We start from the raw sequence: 21361 nt of genomic DNA on the forward strand, positions 1-21361 counted from the left end.
CCGACCGGTTACGCCATCCGGCGGCACCTTGCAGTGAAAAGATCAAGCGTTTTAAAACGGCGGGCCGATTGGGCCGCCCCTCCCCCGCATCGAACAAAAATTTTGAAAGGAACCCATTGGCGATGGAAAAGCTACTTGACGGGATTGAAGAAATTCTTTTGATGGGACCCGGTCCCTCATGTGTGCACGACAAGGTATACGAGGCCCTGGGCAGAAAATCCCTCGGCCATCTCGACCCCTACTTCATCCGCATCATGGACGCCATCAAGGCCGACCTGCGCACCCTGCTGGACACGACCAACACGCTGACGATTCCCATTTCCGGAACCGGGTCTTCCGGCATGGAAGCCTGCTTCGTCAACCTGATCGAAAAAGATGACCCCGTGCTGATCCTCATCAACGGGGTGTTCGGCATGCGCATGCAGGACGTGGCCCAGCGTTTGGGCGCCCATGTCGAAAACCTGGAATTTGAATGGGGAACGCCGGTGGTGGTCGACCCGGTGAAAAAGAAGATCGCTGAAAAACATTACAAGATCGTTGCCGTCGTGCATGCAGAGACCTCCACGGGGGTGAAAAATCCCGTGGCGGAGATCGGCGACCTGCTCGACGGCTCCGACACGATCTATCTCGTGGATGCCGTCACCAGCCTCGGCGGCATGCCGATCGCCATGGATGCATGGGGCATCGATGCCCTGTACAGCGGTACGCAGAAATGCCTGTCCTGCCCCCCGGGCCTGGCTCCGCTTTCATTCTCGGATAAAGCGGTGGCGGCGTTGGAAGCCCGTAAGACCAAGGTGCCCAACTGGTACCTGGATCTCACCATGATCATGAAGTACTGGAAAGGCGCCACACGCGCCTATCATCACACGGCCCCCATCAATATGCATTACGGCCTGTATCAGGCCCTGCAGCTGATCCTGGAAGAAGGGCTGGATAACGTCTACCGGCGTCACCGGCACTATCACGATGAACTGGTGGCCGGACTCGAAGGGCTGGGGCTGTCCATGCTGGTGGCCCCCGGCAGCCGGCTGCCCATGCTCAATTCGGTGAACGTACCGGAAGGTGTCGACGAGGCCGCTGTGCGCAGCACCCTGCTCAGGGAGTACAAGATTGAAATCGGGGCCGGACTCGGTCCCCTGGCCGGAAAAATCTGGCGTGTCGGGCTCATGGGCCACACGGCCAGACAGGAAAATGTCGACCGTCTGCTGGAAGCACTGAAAACGATATTGGCCTGACCGGAATTGTCCTTTTTTTTAACACTGCCGCACGCTTTCGCACGGACAGGCCCCGTTGAGCCACCCAAACATAGAGGATCGATCATGTATGACCGGATGCAAACCTTCACCACGGATCAGATGACCCGGATTCACGACGCATCCATGGACCTGATGTCCCGTGTCGGTGTGGCCTTCAATGAACCCGAGGCCCTCGATATTTTCACCGCCCGGGGGTTCAGGGTGGAAGGGAAGACGGTCTACATGACCGAGTCCCAGGTCCGACAGGCGCTCGACACGGTCCCCTCCCGGTTCAGGGTAAGGGCCCGCAATCCACGAAAAAGCATTGACGTGGGCGGAGATAATTGGGTAGTCGCTCCCGGTTACGGCGCACCTTTCATCGCCCTTCCTGACGGCAGGCAATCAAAGGCCACCATGGCCGACTACGACAATTTCTGCAAACTGGTCCAGACGTCCCCGACCATCGACATGAACGGGTTCATGATGGTGGTGCCGGACGATGTTTCTCCCGGCACGTCCCACCTGGACATGCTGCTGTCCGGTATGCTGTTGTGTGACAAACCGTTTATGGGAAGTCCGGTGTCCCGGCAGGGCGCACGGGATTGTGTTGAGATGGCAGCCATTTTGTGGGGCGGCAAGGACAAGCTTGCGGACGTGGGGCCGGTTTCGGTGTCCCTGATCAGTTCCCAGTCGCCGCTTCAGTTTCAAGGCGAGATGGCCGGAGCCCTGATTGAACTGGCCCGGGCAAACCAGGCCTGCGTGATCGACTCGCTGGTCATGGCGGGTTCGTCGGGACCGGTGACCCTTTCCGGTGTCCTGGTCCTGCAAAATACCGAGATTCTGGCGGGCATCACCCTGGCCCAGTTGGTCAATCCCGGTGTACCGGTAATCTACGGTGGTTTGTCTTCGGCCATGGATATGCGAACCGGGGGATTGGCAGTCGGCTGCCCGGAACTGTCCATGATCGTTTCGGCAACCGCCCAGATCGCCCGGTTTTACAACATTCCCAGCCGAAGCGGGGGCAGCCTGACCGATGCCCATTTCCCGGATGCCCAGGCGGCGGGCGAATCGGCCCTGGCCCTGTCCACCGCCGTCCGCAACGGCATCCATTTCATTCTTGATTCGGCCGGCATCCTGGGATCCTACATGGCCATGAGCTATGAAAAATTCCTGGTCGATGAAGAGATGTGCGCCATCCTCCGCAAGCTGACTGCGCCCATCGACTTCTCCGACGAGGCCATTGATGTGGAAATGATCAAAGCCGTGGGCATCGGGGGCCAGTACCTGACCCAGCCCCAAACGCTCAAGCGGTGCCGGACGGAATTCCACACGACCGACTTTTTCAACCGGCAGAATCATGCCGCCTGGACAGCCGCCGGTTCCCAACGAATTGATCAGGCGGCTACCCAAAGGGTCCGTGAGCGCCTGGCGGCTTATGAAACGCCGGTTATCGATCCCGAAGTGGACACCGCGCTGAGGGCTTACGTCGCCGAACACAAACCATCCGGCTGATCCTGCCGGCAGCCCCGCTCATCTGATTCGCACCCCCTGGCTGACCATGCTTTTCTGCAGGCGCCCGATGTCCACCTGGCTGCAGCTGGCGCCATCCTTAACGGACAAGGCCGCGGCCACGCCAGCCGCCTGTCCGGTAACCGTGCAGCACATCATCTGGCGCGTGGCCGCATGGGAGATTCGATCGCCCGCCACACATCGTCCGGCCACCAGCAGGTTTTCGACTTTTTGCGGGACCATGATGCCATCGGGTACCTGGAAAAAGCGGCCGGTGGTGGGCAAAATGACGATTCCGTAAGCATCGAGGAACTCCGGGAAAATGCCGATCACATCCTCGAACCGCCCCTGGTTGCGGACGTCGTATGCCGTCAGGTTGGTCCGGCCGATGATTTTTCTCGATTCGCGCGTTCCCAATGATGAGCCGAATGTCCTGATGGCGGCCTTCTCGAAGCCCGGTGTATATTTTTTCAGGGCATTGACGGCCCACATGGCCTGCCTGCGGCCCTCGATCTCTCCCCGGGTCCCGGACATCGGTCGCATCATAGCCGTGCATGTAGACCACATTGATATATGTGGCCTCCCCATGTTCACTGATCCGGCTCCAGGTGCCGGCGATGTCCACGTCCCCGGGAATCTCCCCGGCCGCTTTGGCCATTTGGAAAGGATCCGAGAGATAGGGCTGAACAGGTCGTCTTCCTTGCCCGTGGTTTCAAGCGCCCAGTTTTTATAGGTGGACGGATTGGATTTCACATGGGCCAGGAAGCGTTCACGGTCAACGCCGGTCAATGAAAAACTCACCGTAACCCCCAACAGGTCATTTTTCGGTGCCATGCGCCAGGGGGCTCCTGCCCGATGGGCGATATCCGCATCGCCGGTGGCATCGATTACCCGCTGTGCCAGGATGGCCTGCCTCCCGGATTTGCTTTCCGTGACAATTCCGTTTATGACATCGCCCGCCATCACGGTTTCAACGGCCATGCAGTGCAGGATCGGTATGATGTCCGACTCCTGAATCAACGTGTCAGCCACCACCTTGAACAATTCCGTGTTCAGGGCCTCGCTTTGCGACTGCGGCTCGGGGTCGGTTGCGCCCATCTGCTGCGCGCGCTGTTCGAATTCGATACCGATGCCCTGGATGTCCACGGTTCCCGCGTGGCGATACCAGGCGATGGACTCCACGCCGGCCTGGGTGATGTTGCCTCCGAAGCACCCGTAACGTTCCACCAGCAGGGTGCGGACGCCTTCCCGTGCGGCGGCCAGCGCTGCCGACCACGAGTACATCCGTTTCCGCCAGAACCGGTATTTTCCGGGCGACTTCGGTAATCTGTTTCATTGGCTCCCCTTCAAGCTCAGCGCTCGGCCTGATGCGGCAACCCCATCAGCCTGTTTGAACCCTTTGCCGGAAGCAGGGCGTTGTCATCATCCTGATGTTCCGGTCAAAAAAGGTGCGTGATTGGAAGTAAAAAACGGTGGATCGCTGTTCAGGATCGCCCGGATGGCGGTGGGTTTTTTAAACGTTTTGGATAAAAAACGCCTCACCCGGTCCCGGCTCCAGCCCCCGGGGTGGATGAATTCCCGATACAATGACAGGTCCCCATCGTAAAAATCCACCGTGTCCAGGCCATCGGCCTCGCGGCTGTATGCGGGAAGGTTGAAGATGGCCAGGTTGAGAAAATCGATTGAGGATGCATGGTCAAGGGTAAACGCCAGCGTCATCCGGGCGCTTTTCTCATTTTCCGCCGGTGTCCCGAACAGCAGGTATATATAGGTGGCGATGCCCGCCCGGTGGATGGTGTCGAGCGCCTTTGACACCATTTCGATGTCGATCCCCTTGGAAAGGGCATCCAGCACAACCTGGTCCCCGGATTCAACGCCCAGCTTGAGCATGACGCAGCCGGACGCTTTCAATCCCCTGACAAAAGCCGGATCGGTGAGGTGCCGCGTAATCCTGGCGAATCCAAACCAGGGCGCACCGGGCGGACGTTCGATCAGATGGGCCAGCAGTCGCGGGGAGAGGGCGTTGTCCAGGAAATGGATCAGGCCGGACCCGGTTTGAAGGGTGGTTTGGCTCAGATCCTCGACGATATCCCGCGGGTTGTCGGTGAGGTAGGGCGCATCTTCGGCAGTTTCAGGGCAGAAGGCGCATTTTTTCCAGTAGCATCCCCGGGAGGTTGCATAGGGAAGCACCCGCACCGGAGAGAGGTAGGGTTCTTTTTCAAAGAAAGAGAAATCATACCCGGTAACCGTCGGCCGGTTCTCGTCTGTACCGGTGCACAGCGCAATCAGGCGGTTTTCCCCCGGTCCGCAGACCATTTCGTCCACCAGCCCCCCAAAAGGGTTGTCCAGGCCGGGAATGTTCATCCAGGAGGTGACCAGCCCCCCGCCGCAGACGATCCTTGCGCGGGGCAGCTGCCGGCGGACAAAGCCGATCATGGCAAAGGCGCACAGGGCCTGGCTCATGAAATTGATCGACATACCGACGACGGCCGGTTCCCATCGGGAAAAAAGCGCCGACAACTGTTCAGAGAAGATCGGATGGAACGGATTGGCTTCATAATTTTCTGCCGCCCGTATCAAATCGGCGCTTCGAACCGGTGAAAGGCGGGTTGATCCATAATTGGAAAGGGAGATGGCGGCCCCGTGGGGCAGGCCCGCCATGTGAAGGACCCGATTGACGTTCATGACCGCCTGCCGGTATCGGTCCCGGTTGCGGTAAAGACGGCTGGACCGCAGGGCGTCCAGGTCGGCGCTTCGTTTGGACAGGGCCCGGCGGGACCAGGTATCGTCAGCCGCCGACGGCCGTTGGAGCACCCCCAGGATGCCGTCGATGCTGGCATCGTAAACCCGGCAGTCGACGCCGTGATCGTCCAGTGCCCCGGCGAGTTTGGCCAGGCCGGCCGGGGGTTCGCAGGGCTTGGTCACTGGTGGTGAGATGAGAAGGATTGATTTGTTTGGCACGATATATTCGAGATAACTGTCCGAGTGATTTTGGAGTTGAATTATGGGATTCAAGGAATGGAGGGATTGGGGAATTTAGGAATTGGAATGTATTGAGCCTGTTTTATCGTTAGTGAGATGCACACATTTTTAATAATAGATCGCGGCTGGAAGCCGTTCCATCAATTCCCGAATTCCTCAATCCCCCAATTCTTCAATTTGTTAGCATTTTACGTCAAATCTCCCTTTCCTGCCTCCGCGCCCTGTAACTACGCTTCCAATTCTGATAGCCTTTTTTCAAATTTCTTCTCCAGCCGCTGCCTCTGATCGTCCATCCGTTCCATTTCGCCAAAACGGGATTCAATGATCGCCTGGCAGGACCGGATCTGCTGGGAGAGGGGGCCGATGCGGGCGCCATTGCCCTGCTCGGAGGCCTCGACCATCTCCCGGTTCAGCTGGTCCAGCAGGGTCTCGTTTTTTTCAATTTCAGCCTCGGCCCGGGCGATGGCATCATCCATGGGTTTGATCACCCTGGATTTTTCGGTGATGATTTCCGAGCGCAGCCGCCTCAATTCCTTTTTGGTGAGGCGGGGCAGTTCGGGTGAATGATGGCCTTCCGGATCCTCCTGCCGGCGGGTCATGGCCGCCGTATCGCCCCAGCCGCCTTTTTCCAGGAAATCCTGGTAGCTGCCGTCGAACATGCGGGCGCCGATGTCGTCGAAGACGATCAGCCGGTCGGCCAGGGCGTGCAGAAACATCTCGTTGTGGGTCACCATGATGACCGCGCCCTCGAAGTTGTCGATGGCCGCCAGCAGGGCGTCGCAGGCGTCCATATCCAGGTGGTTGGTGGGCTCGTCCAGCATCAGCAGGTTTACCGGGGTCACCAGCAGCTGGCCCAGCATCACCCGGCTTTTCTCACCGCCGGAGAGCACACTGACCTTTTTGAGGGCGCTGTCGCCTTCAAACATCATGGATCCGCAGATGTTGCGGGCCTTCTGGCGGTCGACATCCGGCTGGGCGTAGAGGATTTCCTCTTCAACGGTCCGGGTGTCGACCAGGCGCTGGATATTGGTCTGCTCGAATACGCCGGTCTCGACCTGCGGGTTATAGGTGAGGCTGCCCGATGTCGGCGACAGGGCGCCGGCCAGCACTTTCAGCAGGGTGGTCTTGCCCTTGCCGTTCTTACCTACGACGCAAATCCGTTCTCCGGGCAGAATGGAAAATTTCAGGCCCTCGAACAGGGGGCGCCCCGCCCCCCAGGCAAAAGAGAGATCCTCGACCGTACACACCTGCTTGGCCTTGAAGGGCTTGGTGCGAAAGGAGAACTCCAGGCTCTTGGCTTGTTCCAGCTTGTCCTTTTTTTCCATCTTGGCCAGGGTTTTTACGCGCGACTGGACCATGTTGGCCAGGCGGGCCTTGGCCCGGAACCGGGAGATGAACAGGCGGATCTCCTTCGCCCGGCGTTCGTCGTTGAGCCGGGTCTTCTCATAGATCTCCTCGTCCTGGGCAATGCGGTCGTAGTACTTTTCGGTGTTGCCGGTGATTTTTCGTGCCTTTTTACGGTGAATGCCCACCGTGTGCGTGACCAGCCTGTCCATGAATCCCCGGTCGTGGGTGATCAGCATCAGTTCGTGGGGCCAGGACAGCAGGAAGTTCTGGATCCAGCGGATGGAGGTGATGTCCAGGTAGTTGGTCGGTTCGTCGAGCAGCAGCAGGTCCGGTTCCGAAACCAGCACCTTGGCCAGGTTGAGCCGCACCTGGAATCCCCCGGAAAAATCATGGGGGTTTTTCATCATGTCGCCGTCGGAAAATCCAAGGCCGGCAAGGATTTTTTCGACTTTCCAGTGATGGTCCTTCTCCGATGCCATCAGGCCTTTCATGCCTTCGGCCAGAACGGTCTCCTCGGTGAAGCGGATATGCTGCTGGACATAGCCGATGCGGTACCCCTTGGGCATGGTGATGGCACCGTCGTCGGTGCCCTCCTCGCCGACGACGATGCGAAACAGGGTGGACTTGCCGTGGCCGTTGCGGCCCACCAGACCCACCCGTTCCTTTGAATTGATCTTGAAGCTGACGCCGTCGAAAAGCACGCGGCCGCCAAAGCTTTTATATAGATTTTCGATACTGATCATACGTATTTCCATTGAAAGTGCCGGTTCACAAACGGCATCTTGCGTCCCAGGCCGGCGTTCTCGCCCTGCCGAAATCCTCGACGTAGCGCTGCTACGCCTGTGGTTTCACTATTGCTGCGGCCTTGGCCTGAACCGCAACCTGCCATTTGTGGACCGGCACCGCTACAGGCCTGCCGGTCCGAATCATTACGTCCAACTGAGTTATTATTCACGGGTGGAGGTATAGAGGAAGGCGGTCCGGGTGTCAATGTCGATACCCGATCTTCAACTGGCGGCGCACCCAGAGGCGTCCCAGGCGTCCGAGCTGGTTATGGAGAGCAAGACTCAGCGGGAGGGATTTTTCAACCACCGGCGGCAGGTAGCACAGGCGGATCAGGCTGTAATAGAGGGCATGGATGTCCGGCGCGTGGATGCATACGGTCGCTCCGGAGCGCTCAAACCCCCATGGATCGGCCATCTTTGCAGCGGCACGACGGCCATCCCGGATCGTGATTTCAGCCTGAAAGGGGCCCGCGGGGCAATAGGGCGCCGCCGGCCTGCCGTCCAGTGCCTGAACCGCCGCCCGGGCCATCTCGTTTCGCCATCGTTGGGCGTCAAGGGCATCGGGGGGAATCCGCTTGTCGATGAAAAACGTGGGCATGCCCGGTATCCGTTCCCGGGCCTGGCCGCAGGCCGCGGGGCATCCGGAAAAAAAGACCGGCGGGATGCCATGGGGGGCCAGGGACGCGCTGAAGAGTTCCACCTCGGCCATGGGGCGCCCGTTGACAACGAGCGATGCCAGGCGTGAGGTCAGGGTGTGGGCCAGAAAGCCCGCCGTGCCGGCGGCCGCATGCATGCCGATCATCATCAGCCCATCGGCGTCCCCGGGATCGCCCAGGCCCGGAACCGGACCCCGGCGGTAGCCGGAGACAATCCGGGCGCGGCTGTCGATCATTTCCGGCAGCAGGTTGTAGCCCGTGCGATGGAAGTCTTTGACCGTAACCTGCCGGACACCGGCATCGAACAGATGACCGGCCAGGGCATCCACATCCCGTGACATGGCGGCGCAGGCCCGCGCCCAGGGCCGTGTCATGAACGACGATGCCCGGTAGCTGCCGCACCCGCTGCTGCCCTCGATGTCGGCAAGGATCAGGATGTGACGGTAAGGGGGACTATCCAAGGGCCGCTGCGTAAACCGGTTCATCCGCCGACGCCGGACCGGTGCAATAGCGGTCCCGGCGGGTTTCGAGATCCCGGATCAGTGCTTTTTTAAAGCCGTCCGGTCCGAAGCGGTCCATCAGCCGGTTGCGGTAGGTGGCAATGTCGACGGTTTCCAGCCGCATGCGCAGGGTTTGGAATGCCCTGGGGATGGGCTGGCCGGGCGTCTGCACATGGTGCAGGCCGGCGCTGTAGGTGATCAGCATCCGTCCTTCGGGAATGCTGCGGACGATATCGGCGATGCCTCCCCTCACGGTCATGGGCCGGCCGTGTTTATCCAGGCCGTTGGCCCGCATCATGCGGCCCTCGGGCATGATGACGACCATGGTATCCGGATTCATGGTGGCCAGGACCTGGTTCCAGGTGTGGTCGTTTTTGCGCGTGACGGCGACCACGTTTTTGGCCACCATGCGGAAAAAAAATCCCATGAGGGGTCGCCGGGTGGCCTTGTCCGCCACGGGCATAAGTCCCTTGAAGGCGATGCGTTTGATGAATTCATCGGGAAATCCGCCGACGAACAGGGGTTCATACAGGCTGGTGTGGTTGAGGAAAGCCACCAGGCGCAGGCGGCGCCAGGGATCGGCGGGCGGTTGATGCACCCAGGCGATATCGAACCGGTAGAACAGCCGGCTGATTCGTTTTATGGCCCGCAGCATGGCATATATGCATTCTTCCCGCATGGCGCCTCCAAAATGAAAAACGAGTATTGGAAAACAATCACTTTAGCCTACAACATGCTGGAAGTATAGGTATAATCGCCATATTTACAAAAGTTTTACAAACACTTGGCGGCAAAATAACAAACCCCGAGCCGCTGGTGCGGGATCGGGGTTTGCTGAGTACTTGCGAATATGCGGGGGACTATCCCTTGGATGCGGCAGGCTGCCGGTCCCCGTGTTTTTCCCACTCCTGGACCTCGCCCTCTTCCACATCCTCCCAGCCGGTGATCATGGCCTTGACATGGGCGGTAACGGTGTGTCCGGTGGTGGTCATATAGACATGCACGATGATGAAGCACAGGATGGCGAACGCCCCGGCCGTATGGACGAAGGCGATCGTATCCAGCGTGAGCCAGCCCAACCCCCAGGCCTTCCACGAGTTGTATCCCCAGTAGAGAAATCCGGAAAGCATCTGCACGGGCAGCAGGAAGGCGGCCAGAGACAGGTAGACCAGCCGCTGGAGGGGGTTGTGCTTGGCCTCCCTGCGCTTGGGCACCGGGTGGGCCTCTCCCTTGAAAATCCCCCAGCTGTAATACACGATGACCTGGAACATCTTCCGTGTGGTGGGTATGTACTGCTTCCATTCGCCGGTGGTGAACACCCAGAAGATGAAAAAGGCGAAGGCGATCAGCCAGGCCAGGCCCACGGTGTTGTGCACATTGACGGCCTGGCTGAATCCGAGGAACGGGAAGGTCCCGTGCACTTCGAAGCCGGTGACCAGCAGCACGAAGATCAGCGCCATCTGCAGCCAGTGCCAGAAGCGTTCGTAGCGGGTATACAGGTACATGGTGATCTTTTTGGTGGCAGACATGGCTAATTGCCCTCCTTTCTGCCGTTGGTGAACATGCGGGTCAGGCCGTGGACGGCGACCCCCAGCAGATGCCCGAGCACCAGGATCCATCCCAGTGAATCCAGCAGTTGAAATTTATCCCGCCCGGGCATGTAGAAGCCGGCCAGGTTGGCCAGGCGGCTGTCGTCGCCGGTGTGGCATTCGTTGCAGGCCACCACGTTTTCCTTGGGCGCCACCATGTGGGTGATGGGAAACACATAGGTGGTGTCCACGAAATCGAACTCGCCGGAAAAGGGGATGTCCAGCGTGGCATTGCCAACGGTGAGGGCGTGGTTCCAGTCGAGGGTTTTCCAGTATCCGTCGGGGCCGGAGAGCATGGGGGCCAGCAGGGTCTTGTGGACCTTGTCGTAGGGTTGCCGTCCCCGGTGAACCTTGAAGGGGGAAATCCGGGCGTTCTCATCATCCCGTGAACCCACCGGATGGCTGACCCGGACGACCTTGCCCGGATCGATGGGATCCCTGGCGGTGGTGCTGCTGATGGACCCGTTGTACCAGAAGTACTCCGGTTGGACGCTTTTGGCCCACTTCATCTGGCCCTTGATGGACAGGTAGTCGTGCTTGCCGAATTCGTCCTTGGTCTTGTAAGGTTTACCGTCCTTTAATTTGCCGGACTGGGACCAGTCCCAGGACATCTTGGTGGGATTCACCCGGGCAAATTCGGGGATGTGGCAGCTCTGGCAGGCCACCTTGTCCGTGTGGTCGTTGGCCTTGGAATCGGCTTTGTGCGGGGTGCTGCTGTGGCAGGATTCGCAGGTGATCTTGGTGGTCAGGTCGTCCTCGATCAGGCTCTTGCGGTCCGTTGCCGCCGGACGGGTATAAACCCGGCCGTCAATGTTGTGCATGGTGGTCGTATGGCAGCGGGTGCAGGTAAAATTGCGGCCATCGGCATCCATGTGGACATCCAGGGCCTTGTTGGGTCTGGTCAGCGAAGTGTCCAGATCGCCGTGTTTGACGCCGTCACCGCCGCCGCCCTTGAAGTGGCAGGATCCGCAGTTCTGTCGTTCGGGACGGACCACCGACTGCACCGCCGCCTGAATGGTGCCCCGAATCTCATCGGCGATCTCCTGTTCTTCGGGGTCCCCGGAGCCGTCGAATGCTTCCAGGTCCTCGAAGGATTCCTCCCAGTTGATGATGTTCTGGCCGTGGCAGTTGAGGCAGTTGACGGCTTCAGTCTGATTGCCCCAGCCGGGGTGGCAGCTCAGGCAGCCCTTGTCCTGCATGTTGTTGGCCGAGATACAGAAGTTGTTGATGGAATCGCCGCCTTTTCCGTGAACGCTGCCGTTTTCGGTCTCGTAGGCCTCCCAGGTCCAGTGAATGGTCTTGTGGAACTGTTCCGCCGCTTCCGTGTGGCAGGAGAGGCAGGCCCGGGTCACGTCCTGACCGGAGCGGAAATCCTTCTGCAGGGCTTCGATCCGGGTGTGGTCGGTGGTGATCCACAGCTTTTTCTCCTTGGTGGCCTGGTCCGCCATGGTCCGGCCCGGCGCCCGTTCCTCCGTCGCGCTGAAGGCGGCGGGTGCGCAAAGAAACGCGAGCATGAACAGGAGCAGGGTCCCGGGCACGATTCGCGGGCTCATTTTAGTTGACTTCATCGCTTCCCCCCTGTGGGTGCAATCGTAAATGGGAAATAGGTGTCTGCCGGCAGGCTGAATCCCTGCGGGCACCTGGCGGCGGCAGAATCCGGGGATTGGTGAATCCCCGGATTTCACACTTCGAGCCACCGGGACCCCGTCGGGTCCGGGGCCATCTAAATCGGCTTGTTGAGCGTGAACGACCCGTCTTTTTTAATGGTCATTTCACCGTCGATGTAGAAGACGTTTTTCAATTGCGGACGGACATCCTGAACCATGTAAAACGCCTCCCCGCTGCGGGCGCCCGTTCCGCAAATGAAGACGATGGGCTTGTCCGCGGGAAGGGTTTTGATTTTTGCTTCCAGATCATCAATGGGGATGTTGACAGCCGTTTTCAGACTCCCTTTTTTATACTCATCCGCATCGCGTACGTCAATCAGGTAGAGCGAGCCCGGAGACTCGCTGACCAGCCGCTTGAATTCGCCATGGTCGATGCTGCCTTCTTCCACACCGGCCTTGATGGCCGTTGCTGCGCCGGCGGTCGTGGATGCCTTGCCGGCATAGGCCGTCCAGGCCGGATAGCCTTCGGCGAAGACCTTGACGTTGGTGTAGCCCATGGCCATGGCTTTGGCGGCGCTCTTGTGGCTCAGCTTGCAGTGCAGGCCGCCGCAATAGAACACCACCAGTCTGCTCGTGTCCGCGGGCAGCTGGTCCTTGAATTTGTCAAACTGCATGTCGGGAATGCTGATGGCCGTGGGAATGTGGGCCTTGTCATATTTTTTGCGTTTGGGACGCGAGTCCACCAGGGTCATGTCGGCGCCCTTGTCGATTTGCGCCTTGACCCATTCGGCCGATACGGCCGGGTAATGGGATTTGTCCGCCATCCACGCGGGATAGCCTTCGGCAAAGACCTTGACGTTGGTGTATCCCAGCTTTTCCGCTTTCCTGGCGGACTTGTGGCTCAGTTTGCATTTCAGCCCCCCGCAGTAGAAGATCAGGAGGCTGTTTTTGTCTGCCGGCAGCCGGTCGGTCATCTTGTCGAACTGGCTGTCGGGAATGCTGACGGCCATGGGGATGTGCCCTTTGATGTATTTGGGTTTGTAGGGCCGGGCGTCGACGAGCATGACGTCCTCTGACATGGGGATGGAGACGTGCTGCTTCACAAAAGCCATATCCACGATGCCGTGAAAGGGTTCAAAGGCGGGTTTGGCAGCTGCCTCAACCGGTGCCGCCGCCTGCTGGGTGGCACACCCGGTAAGGGTGGCGGTGAGGAACAGAATGACAAACGCTGCGGAAATGATTCGCTGATACATTTTTTTCTCCTTCAGAAATGGTCTGCGTATTTTCTAACGGGGACCGAGCCGGCCCATCAAGGGGTGGCTGCCCGCCGTCACCTATTTGCACTTGGCCGGTGTGGGGGAATCGGCCGCGTGATCGTGCAGATAGGTGTAGATGTCGGTAATATCCTTCTCTGACAGCGCTTCCCACTCGGGCTGGCATCCGAAATCTTTAAAATCCTTTTTCTCGAAGGTGCGTGTCCACTGGGCCTGGGTTTTGGTATCCGGGCTGATGGGCGGTTTGGGCGAATCGACTTCACCGCGCTGCATGCATGCCTTGTAGACCTTGCGGTAAGTGTACTTGCCTTTGCGCTTGTTGCCTCTTTCCATGGCGAATGCCATGCCGACTGTGGAAAACAGAAAAATAAGTGCGGCGACTGCGATAATTCCTTTCTTAAACATGGTGCCTCCTTTTGGATATCAAATCGATCAATGGTTAAATGGGATTCGTTAGATTAAAAAACCAGGTGACGGGTTCCGTCGGTTAACATCCGGGCGTTTTTTGCCTGGGTCACAAAATCATCGATGGTCACTCCCGGCACCTCGCCCTCCCGGCCGTGCAGTCCGTTGGCGCGGAAGCTGGCATCACAGATATTCAGGTCGGCCTTGCCCGCAAGCTGCCTGAATCGGGGGTCCACGGTCAGCAGGACGCCCCTGCCGGTGAAAAAAAGACTTACCTGCTTGCCCTTGACCCAGGCGGCGGCAGTCAGGTTGATCACATGGTCGAGATGCTTATCCGTGCTGACCAGGATGACCAACGCGTCTTTTTCAGTTTTGTTCCTGTCGTTAATCGTTACCACCAGCAGACCACCTTGTCGTTCTCGAAGATCTTGTCGACCAGGTCCGGCCAGTCCACCGGATCTTCGTAAAGCATGACCACCGTTGCCGTGTCCTCCATGCTCATCGCCACGGTGAACTTCTCTACGGTGTCGTCCGGCTCCGATCTGAGGATGTGAAGAATTTTCATCGATACCTCTTACAGCTCCAATTTCCGGCGGACTTAAAAGGGAATGATGATATCCGCCAGGCGGACCTTCTCGGCGGCCTGGCCGATGGTCACGTGGGAAAAACCGTATTTTTCGGCGTTTTCCGAATTGTTGGAGTAGCGCTGGCCGCCGATTTCGTCCAGGAACGTCATATTGTCACGGTAGGCTTCATCCATGATTTCAATTTCATGGTGCAGCACGAACATCTGAACCGCCATGCCCGCCAGCAGCAGGCCGACGCTGGTTCTCAGGCCTTCGTACTGCTGCCGGGTGTCTTTGATGATGATGGCTGCCCGTTTCATCGGTGTTCATCCCAATTGTCCTGTGCGGCATCCGCGTTTTTGGCCCGATGGACATCCAAAGCGGTTTCCGCACAGGACCGGTGGTTCGGGTTGCGGTGGCCGGTTAGTACCGGAAGGTCAGGCTGAGATAGCCGTTCCACACCTGGTCGATTACCGGATTCAATGCACTGAGCGAATTGATGTCGTCGATCTTTTCCGGTTCGCCCATGGGGTTGCCGCTGCCGGTGTATTCGTAGTCATAGAAGCGAACACCGAGGGTGGCAAAAAAGTTGTCGTTGAAGATCGGCTGGTGCCAATAGCCTTCGTAGACATGGCCGCGCACGGCCAGCTTGCTGCCCACCAGGGAATCCTCCGCGCCGGTGAAGTTGAACCAGTACTTGGAGCCGTAGTTGTATTCCAGTCCGAGTCGCGCATTCCAGGGCATGGGGAAGGTCGCGCCCGCATAGACCATATACCCGTCCCGATCTTTCAGTTCGCCATTGGAGTTGAGCAGGCCCATCCCCATGATCTTGTAGAAGGGGTTTTCCGATGTCCTGGACGGTTTGGTGTGGCTCCAGGAACCGGACAGGAACAGGTCGATGTCCCTGTCGAGCCGTTCGGTCAGGTTGGTGCGCAGCAGCAGGGAGGCGGCATCCCAGTCGCCGATTTCGGTGCTGGGCTGAAAACGGCTGATATAGCCGCCCCTGTTGGGTTCGAACAGGAAGTTGCCATCACTGTCTTCGCTGACGATGAACGGCATGACCGTCAGCCCGGTGAACCCGTCGGTGATGTCCCAGGCATGGGCCCAGTTGAGCACGGCGCTGGTTTCGTCATTGTCGAACAGGGTGGCGATAATGCCGAACATATGGACGTCATCCACTTCGGACTGCTGATTGCCCAGTGAATAGGTATTGCCCCAGTCGCCCTCGAAGCCAACGCCGTAGCACAGCTTGAAGGCCGCCCCGGGAATGTTGGTGACATCTTCCAGTCCCAGGCTGTAGGAGGCCCCGTCAAACTGCCAGTTGATGATGGTGGCCAGCGGCGATCCGCCTTCAAGGCTGTAGTTCTGGTACTCCAGGGGCGGGCCGTCCGTAGAGGGCCGTCGACCCAGGGAGAAGTTGGTGGGCACCGGACCCAGATCTTTTTTATAGTTGAAATAGGCCCGTTCCAGGCGGATGGTGTCTCCGTGGGGCAGGCTGGAGGTGTTGCCGTCCAGGGTGATATCGGCCAGGCTGCCCTGGTTGACCTTGACCCCGGAGCTGTCGCCAAAGACCTTGTAGGCCGCCAGACGGCCGGTGAAGCTGAGCTGGTTGTTGACCTTGGCCTTCATGTTCAGCCGGAACTTGTTGGTCAGGATGACGTCGTTGGTGGCATCGTATTTTTCGGGGACCATTGCCTCGGGCGGCAACATGCCGATGAGACCCGGCAGATCGGCCGGTGCAATCGGTGACGCGGCGATCAGCCCGGCAGAAATCATGCTGGGCGCCACCTGAATGTCCTTGTATTGCAGCGTATCCGCCCGGGTGCGCAGCTCGAGCCCGAAGGAGACCTTGTCGGTGGCCGTGTGCATTTCGGTCCTGTTGAGCCGGTCGTCGATTTCCTCGATTTCCGCTTCCTTGGCCTTTTCCTTTTTTTCCAGTTCCTCCAGTTTTTTCTGGACCGCCTCCATTTCCTGTGACATCTGTTCCAGTCGCTGCTTTAACAGTTTCATGTCATCATCTGCCGAAGCGATGCCTGGCATGGTTACGCCAAGCAGCAGCAAGAGTCCCATCAGGGTGCCGATGGCGGGTCGCGCCCATCTTCGATCGTTCATCTCTCCTCCTTGAAAAATGTGTTAACGGTAACCATCCGTTTTCTTCCTAAACCCATTGAGCAATGGGTATGCCAGAGGCGGCAATTGTTTTAAGAAGGACATAACAATCTGAAAAAAATATAATAATTGTGTTTTTGGCGGGGGCTTGCAAAATTGCGCGGAAGCGTTTAAGTTAACACCTGTTAAGTTTACAGGTTAGCATGTTGCCTTGACAGGGTTAACACTTCGCGGAGGCGTTATGGACATTGCCAAATACTGGAAAACCATCGTGGACACCTTGCAGGACGGATTGATGGTGGTAGACCCGAAGGGAAGAATCATTGCGGCCAACCCGGCGGCGGAGCGGGTAACCGGCTACACGGCCGATGAACTGATCGGAAAGTCCTGTCGCATATTGAACTGCACCGGGTGTAAAATTATCGGCAAGGGTGCCGGCACCCAGTGGTGCGGTCTCTTCAACAGGGGGTCCATCAGAGAGAAGAAGTGCCTGATCACCAACAAAGACCGCCATTCGGTGCACATTGTCAAGAGCGCCTCGGTGCTGCGCAATGAAAAGGGCGACATCATCGGCGCCGTGGAAACCCTGACCGACATTACCGAAAAGATCCGCCAGCAGCAGGAGATCAGCAACCTGCGCAAGACGTTTTACCTGGATGAGGGATATCACGGCATCCTGGGCAAGTCCCCGGTGATGATCGATCTGTTCGAGATGATCGACAATGTGGCCCAGTCCGAGACGCCGGTGATGATCCAGGGAGAGAGCGGCAGCGGCAAGGAACTGGTGGCCCGGGCCATCCACCGGGCGAGCGCCCGCCGGGACAAACCCTACGTCAAGGTCAACTGTGCGGCCCTGAACGAAAACCTGCTCGAGAGCGAGCTTTTCGGTCACGTGAAAGGGGCTTACACCGGTGCTGATCGCACCCGTGTAGGGCGCTTCGAGGCGGCTCATGAAGGCACCCTTTTTCTGGACGAGATCGGTGACATCCCTCCTGCGATCCAGATCAAGCTGCTGCGGGTGCTGGAGGACCGGAAAATCGAGCGGGTGGGTGACAACCGCCCCATTCCCGTGGATGTGCGGGTGATCACCGCCACCCACAAGCGCTTGGAGACCCTGATCCAAAAAGGCCTGTTTCGCGAAGATCTTTATTTTCGGATCAACGTTTTTCCATTGAACTGTCCGCCGTTGTCCGGGCGTCGGGAAGACATTCCCCTGATTGCCCAGAGTTTCATCCGGCGTAATGCCGTCAGCAGTGGGAAGAAGATTCTGGGGCTGACCCCCGACGCCCTGGAGGCCCTGACCGAATACGCGTGGCCGGGCAATGTCAGGGAACTGCGCAATGCCATCGAGTATGCGTTCGTACTTTGCCAGAGCGGCGGTATCGGCGTTCAGCACCTGCCCCACAAGATTGTCAACGGCAGCGTCGATCAACAGGCGGTGTGCGAGCTGGACCCGGCTTGCGTCAAGGGCAGGCAGGGGTTGATCGACGTGCTGCGGCAGGCCGGCGGCAATCAGTCCAAGGCCGCCAAGATGCTGGGCGTCAGCCGGGTGACCGTCTGGAAACGCATGAAAAAGTTCGGGATCGACATTAAACAGGATGTGGGTTGACCCGCGCTTCATTCCGGTGTCGGGGATTTCCCCTGCGTGGCACCGTCCGCCCGATAGCCGTGGCCCGATAAAATGCCGTTGACATTTGTACCACCGCGTGGCATCTTAATTTAAATTTTGAACTTTTGCCCGTAAGCTGGCCGTGACGGCTTATTTCGGAAAAAACCGGTTCATGCCAACCAGGAACCGGAAACCGGACATCAGAGACCATGAAAGACAAAGAGTTCAGCGTCCTGCGGAAAAAGCTGAAAAAGACACAGAAACAGATGGCCCAGCTTCTCGGGACCTCCATCAAGGCGATCCACAGCTACGAGCAGGGCTGGCGGTCCATTCCGGTCCATGTGGAGCGCCAGCTCTATTTTCTGCTCACCCGCAAATTGTGCGGAAAAACGGATGTCACGCCCTGCTGGATCGTGCGTTCCTGCCCCCAGGAGCAGCGGGAACAATGCCCGGCCTGGGAATTTTCCACCGGTGACCTGTGCTGGTTCATCAACGGCACCATCTGCGACGGTACCGTCCACGAATCGTGGAAGGAAAAGATGAAGCTGTGCCACACCTGTGATGTCTTCAAGACGATCCTGTCCAAGATTGACCATGAGTGAGTATATCCGGCACGACCAGCAGGGGGTTTCGGTGGGCCGGGTGGAAAAGCAGGCCCTCACCTTTGCCCGGCCGCCGGACGCCATGACACTGGCCTGTGGCGCCACCATCGGGCCGGTGACCATCGCCTATGAAACATGCGGCCGTCTCAATGCGGCGGGGACCAATGCGGTGCTGATTCTGCACGCGCTCTCCGGCGACGCCCATGTGGCCGGTACCTATACCGACAGCGACGATAAGCCCGGCTGGTGGGATTTCATGGTCGGGCCGGGAAAGGGGATCGATACGGAGCGCCATTTCGTGGTCTGCTCGAACATCCTGGGCAGCTGCATGGGGTCCACCGGGCCGGCATCCGTCGATCCGGCCACCGGAAAGCCATACGGGTTGAATTTTCCCGTGGTTACCATCGGCGATATGGTGGCTGCCCAGAAGCGGCTTTTGGATCATCTGGGGGTGAACCGGCTGTGCGCGGTCATCGGTGGGTCCGTGGGCGGCATGCAGGCCCTCGAGTGGAGCGTGCGCTACCCGGACATGGTTCAATCCGCCGTGCTTCTGGCCACCACCACCCGGCACAGCGCCCTGGCCATTGCATTCAACGAGGTGGCCAGGCAGTCCATCATGGCCGACCCCAACTGGAACAACGGGGACTATTACCATGGGCAGAAGCCGGACCTCGGGCTGGCCGTGGCCCGGATGATCGGACACATCACCTATCTTTCCGACGAGTCCATGCGGCTCAAGTTCGGCCGCCGCCTCCAGGACAAGTCCGATTTTTCCTTTAATTTCGATGCCGATTTCCAGGTGGAAAGCTATCTGCGCTATCAGGGCCGGAAGTTCGTGGACCGCTTCGATGCCAACGCCTTTTTGTACATCACCAAGGCGGCGGACTATTTTGACCTCGAGCGCCATTTCGGGGACGGCTCGGCCGTGGCGGCATTTTCCAATGCCCGGGCCCGCTTTCTGGTGGTCTCTTTCACCTCGGACTGGCTCTACCCGACCTACCAGTCCAGGGCCATGGTCAAGGCCATGAAAAAAAACGGCCTGGATGTTAGCTTCTGTGAAATCGAGGCCCGGTGGGGGCATGATGCCTTCCTGCTGCCCAGTGAGCGCCTCTCAGGCATCATGAAAGGATTTCTGGACGGTGACAACGGCCTGCCAAACCGATAACGGCATTCGCTACGACCTTCGCCTGGTGGCATCCTGGATTCCGCAGGGTGCCCGGGTGCTGGGGCTGGGATGCGGAGACGGGGCGCTGCTCGACTATTTGAAAACCCGCAAAAATGCGATCTGCACCGGCATCGACCTGGACGAAAACTGTGTGGCCCGCTGCATCGCGCGGGGGCTGACCGTACTGCAGGGGGACATCAACCAAGAGGTCGGCGATTATCCGGACCATGCGTTCGATTATGTGATCCTGGCCCAGACGCTCCAGCAGATATACGATCCGGCGCCCCTGATCCGGGAGATGCTGCGCATCGGGAGGCAGAGCGTGGTCAGTTTTCCCAACTTCAGCCACTGGCGGGTTCGCCTGATGCTGGCATTGACCGGCCATGCACCGGTGACGCCGCAACTGCCTTACCAGTGGCACGATACGCCCAACATCCGGGTGATCACCCTGTCTGATTTCAGAAGATATGCCCGGCGGGTGGGATTTAATATTTTGAAAGAGGTCGCCATCAACACGGACCGGCGGGACCATTCCGGCAGGATCGTACGCTTCTGGCCGGACTTGTTTGCCACCTATGGCCTGTTTCTGATCGCCAAGGAGGGACCATGAAAATCGTATCCATTGCGGTCAGCCGCAAAAAAGGAACCCGGAAAACCCTCGTGGATCGGGTCAATGTAATTGAAAACCATGGACTGGAAGGTGATGCCCATGCCGGTGACTGGCACCGGCAGGTGAGTTTTCTGGCATCGGAAAGCATCCAGGCGGCACGGGAAAAAGGCCTGACGGTGGATTTCGGGGATTTTGCCGAAAACGTGGCCACCGTGGGCGTCGACTGGAAGACCCTGCCGGTGGGGACCCGGGTGAAGCTGGGTTCAACGGTGGTCGTCGAGGTCTCCCAGATCGGCAAGACCTGCCACAAACCCTGCGCCATCTATTACCAGGCCGGGGACTGCATCATGCCCCGGGAGGGGGTGTTTGCCCGCGTGATCCGTGGCGGTGAAATCGTTTGCGGGGACTCCCTTGCGCTCATGGCCGAGCCGGTCGAACCGACCGGGCGGTAAGCAGCACCGATCCTTTAATTTCCGGTAATTTCCGGCGGCATGAAAAATTAATTGCCACAATGTGGTAATTAATCCTTGACAGGCACCATATCTTTGGTTACTTTATTTTCAACACCCCATATGTACTACTCAATCCCTCTACCCTTGGCGGCTCTGCTCGACTACCCCACAACAGCAGAGCCGCCCTTCCTTTTTCAGGCCCTTTCGTTACCACGTCCCTGGTGAGCATCCGGCGCTATCGGCCGCAGCCCATTGTCGGGCCGCGCTTTTTCTGTTAAGAGAGGCCGACAGTGAAAACGAACCTCAGATGCCGGTGCCGTCCACCCGGGTTCGGTGTGGAAGGCCGCGGTCGCAAGGGA

Annotated in this window: 20 protein-coding genes; 7 read left to right on the forward strand and 13 right to left on the reverse strand. The window is 58.8% G+C overall.

Annotated elements, in window-relative coordinates; genetic code table 11:
- The first annotated feature begins 122 nt into the window (after window positions 1-122).
- Complete coding sequence (locus DSCA_RS25210; RefSeq protein WP_155319074.1) at window positions 123-1235, forward strand: pyridoxal-phosphate-dependent aminotransferase family protein; 1113 nt, start codon at window positions 123-125, stop codon at window positions 1233-1235.
- Window positions 1236-1319: 84 nt separating this feature from the next.
- A complete protein-coding gene (locus DSCA_RS25215) occupies window positions 1320-2747 on the forward strand; it encodes a trimethylamine methyltransferase family protein (RefSeq protein WP_155319075.1) in 1428 nt (475 codons plus the stop codon).
- Window positions 2748-2765: 18 nt separating this feature from the next.
- On the opposite strand, the gene DSCA_RS25220 is transcribed toward DSCA_RS25215, so the two are convergent.
- The 13 genes from DSCA_RS25220 to DSCA_RS25280 form a co-directional block, all read right to left on the reverse strand.
- Window positions 2766-4028, reverse strand: coding sequence for an FAD-dependent oxidoreductase (locus tag DSCA_RS25220; RefSeq protein ID WP_155319076.1), 1263 nt, complete (start codon window positions 4026-4028; stop codon window positions 2766-2768).
- Window positions 4029-4166: 138 nt separating this feature from the next.
- Window positions 4167-5705: a B12-binding domain-containing radical SAM protein gene (locus DSCA_RS25225; RefSeq protein WP_197904665.1), complete on the reverse strand. Its 1539-nt coding sequence runs from the start codon at window positions 5703-5705 to the stop codon at window positions 4167-4169.
- A 248-nt stretch (window positions 5706-5953) separates the two neighbouring features.
- Window positions 5954-7816 (reverse strand): ABC-F family ATP-binding cassette domain-containing protein, encoded by a 1863-nt coding sequence (locus tag DSCA_RS25230; RefSeq protein WP_155319077.1) that lies wholly within the window; start codon window positions 7814-7816, stop codon window positions 5954-5956.
- Window positions 7817-8060: 244 nt separating this feature from the next.
- Window positions 8061-8999 (reverse strand): M55 family metallopeptidase, encoded by a 939-nt coding sequence (locus DSCA_RS25235; RefSeq protein ID WP_155319078.1) that lies wholly within the window; start codon window positions 8997-8999, stop codon window positions 8061-8063.
- Window positions 8968-9693 (reverse strand): 1-acyl-sn-glycerol-3-phosphate acyltransferase, encoded by a 726-nt coding sequence (locus DSCA_RS25240; protein ID WP_155319079.1) that lies wholly within the window; start codon window positions 9691-9693, stop codon window positions 8968-8970. The genes DSCA_RS25235 and DSCA_RS25240 overlap by 32 nt, the downstream gene beginning before the upstream one ends.
- Window positions 9694-9874: 181 nt before the next feature.
- Window positions 9875-10543 (reverse strand): cytochrome b/b6 domain-containing protein, encoded by a 669-nt coding sequence (locus DSCA_RS25245; protein ID WP_155319080.1) that lies wholly within the window; start codon window positions 10541-10543, stop codon window positions 9875-9877.
- Between the two features lie 2 nt (window positions 10544-10545).
- Complete coding sequence (locus DSCA_RS25250) at window positions 10546-12171, reverse strand: tetrathionate reductase family octaheme c-type cytochrome (protein WP_155319081.1); 1626 nt, start codon at window positions 12169-12171, stop codon at window positions 10546-10548.
- Between the two features lie 155 nt (window positions 12172-12326).
- Window positions 12327-13463, reverse strand: coding sequence for a rhodanese-like domain-containing protein (locus tag DSCA_RS25255; RefSeq protein ID WP_155319082.1), 1137 nt, complete (start codon window positions 13461-13463; stop codon window positions 12327-12329).
- An 81-nt stretch (window positions 13464-13544) separates the two neighbouring features.
- Window positions 13545-13889, reverse strand: a complete 345-nt coding sequence (locus DSCA_RS25260; RefSeq protein ID WP_155319083.1) for a cytochrome c family protein — start codon at window positions 13887-13889, stop codon at window positions 13545-13547.
- A 53-nt stretch (window positions 13890-13942) separates the two neighbouring features.
- On the reverse strand, window positions 13943-14287 hold the full coding sequence (locus DSCA_RS25265) for a hypothetical protein (protein ID WP_155319084.1): 345 nt from the start codon (window positions 14285-14287) through the stop codon (window positions 13943-13945).
- Complete coding sequence (locus DSCA_RS25270; protein ID WP_155319085.1) at window positions 14281-14454, reverse strand: hypothetical protein; 174 nt, start codon at window positions 14452-14454, stop codon at window positions 14281-14283. Before DSCA_RS25270 ends, DSCA_RS25265 begins: the two co-directional genes overlap by 7 nt.
- 33 nt (window positions 14455-14487) lie before the next feature.
- A complete protein-coding gene (locus DSCA_RS25275; RefSeq protein WP_155319086.1) occupies window positions 14488-14775 on the reverse strand; it encodes a hypothetical protein in 288 nt (95 codons plus the stop codon).
- A 103-nt stretch (window positions 14776-14878) separates the two neighbouring features.
- Window positions 14879-16567, reverse strand: coding sequence for a DUF3373 family protein (locus DSCA_RS25280; protein ID WP_155319087.1), 1689 nt, complete (start codon window positions 16565-16567; stop codon window positions 14879-14881).
- 238 nt (window positions 16568-16805) lie between these two features.
- Between DSCA_RS25280 and DSCA_RS25285 the strand changes: the two genes are divergently transcribed.
- The 5 genes from DSCA_RS25285 to DSCA_RS25305 all read left to right on the forward strand — a co-directional run bounded on the left by DSCA_RS25285 (window position 16806) and on the right by DSCA_RS25305 (window position 21002).
- Window positions 16806-18173 (forward strand): sigma-54 interaction domain-containing protein, encoded by a 1368-nt coding sequence (locus DSCA_RS25285; RefSeq protein WP_155319088.1) that lies wholly within the window; start codon window positions 16806-16808, stop codon window positions 18171-18173.
- A 209-nt stretch (window positions 18174-18382) separates the two neighbouring features.
- A complete protein-coding gene (locus DSCA_RS25290) occupies window positions 18383-18775 on the forward strand; it encodes a helix-turn-helix domain-containing protein (protein ID WP_155319089.1) in 393 nt (130 codons plus the stop codon).
- Entirely contained in the window at window positions 18768-19940 is a 1173-nt protein-coding gene (gene metX, locus DSCA_RS25295; RefSeq protein WP_155319090.1) for a homoserine O-acetyltransferase MetX, read from the forward strand. Before DSCA_RS25290 ends, metX begins: the two co-directional genes overlap by 8 nt.
- Entirely contained in the window at window positions 19915-20550 is a 636-nt protein-coding gene (gene metW / locus DSCA_RS25300; RefSeq protein WP_231716277.1) for a methionine biosynthesis protein MetW, read from the forward strand. The genes metX and metW overlap by 26 nt, the downstream gene beginning before the upstream one ends.
- Window positions 20547-21002 (forward strand): MOSC domain-containing protein, encoded by a 456-nt coding sequence (locus DSCA_RS25305; RefSeq protein WP_155319091.1) that lies wholly within the window; start codon window positions 20547-20549, stop codon window positions 21000-21002. Before metW ends, DSCA_RS25305 begins: the two co-directional genes overlap by 4 nt.
- Window positions 21003-21361 lie beyond the last annotated feature (359 nt).

Origin of the sequence: Desulfosarcina alkanivorans (genome assembly GCF_009688945.1) — a bacterium.
In the GTDB taxonomy this organism is placed as follows: Bacteria; Desulfobacterota; Desulfobacteria; order Desulfobacterales; family Desulfosarcinaceae; genus Desulfosarcina; species Desulfosarcina alkanivorans.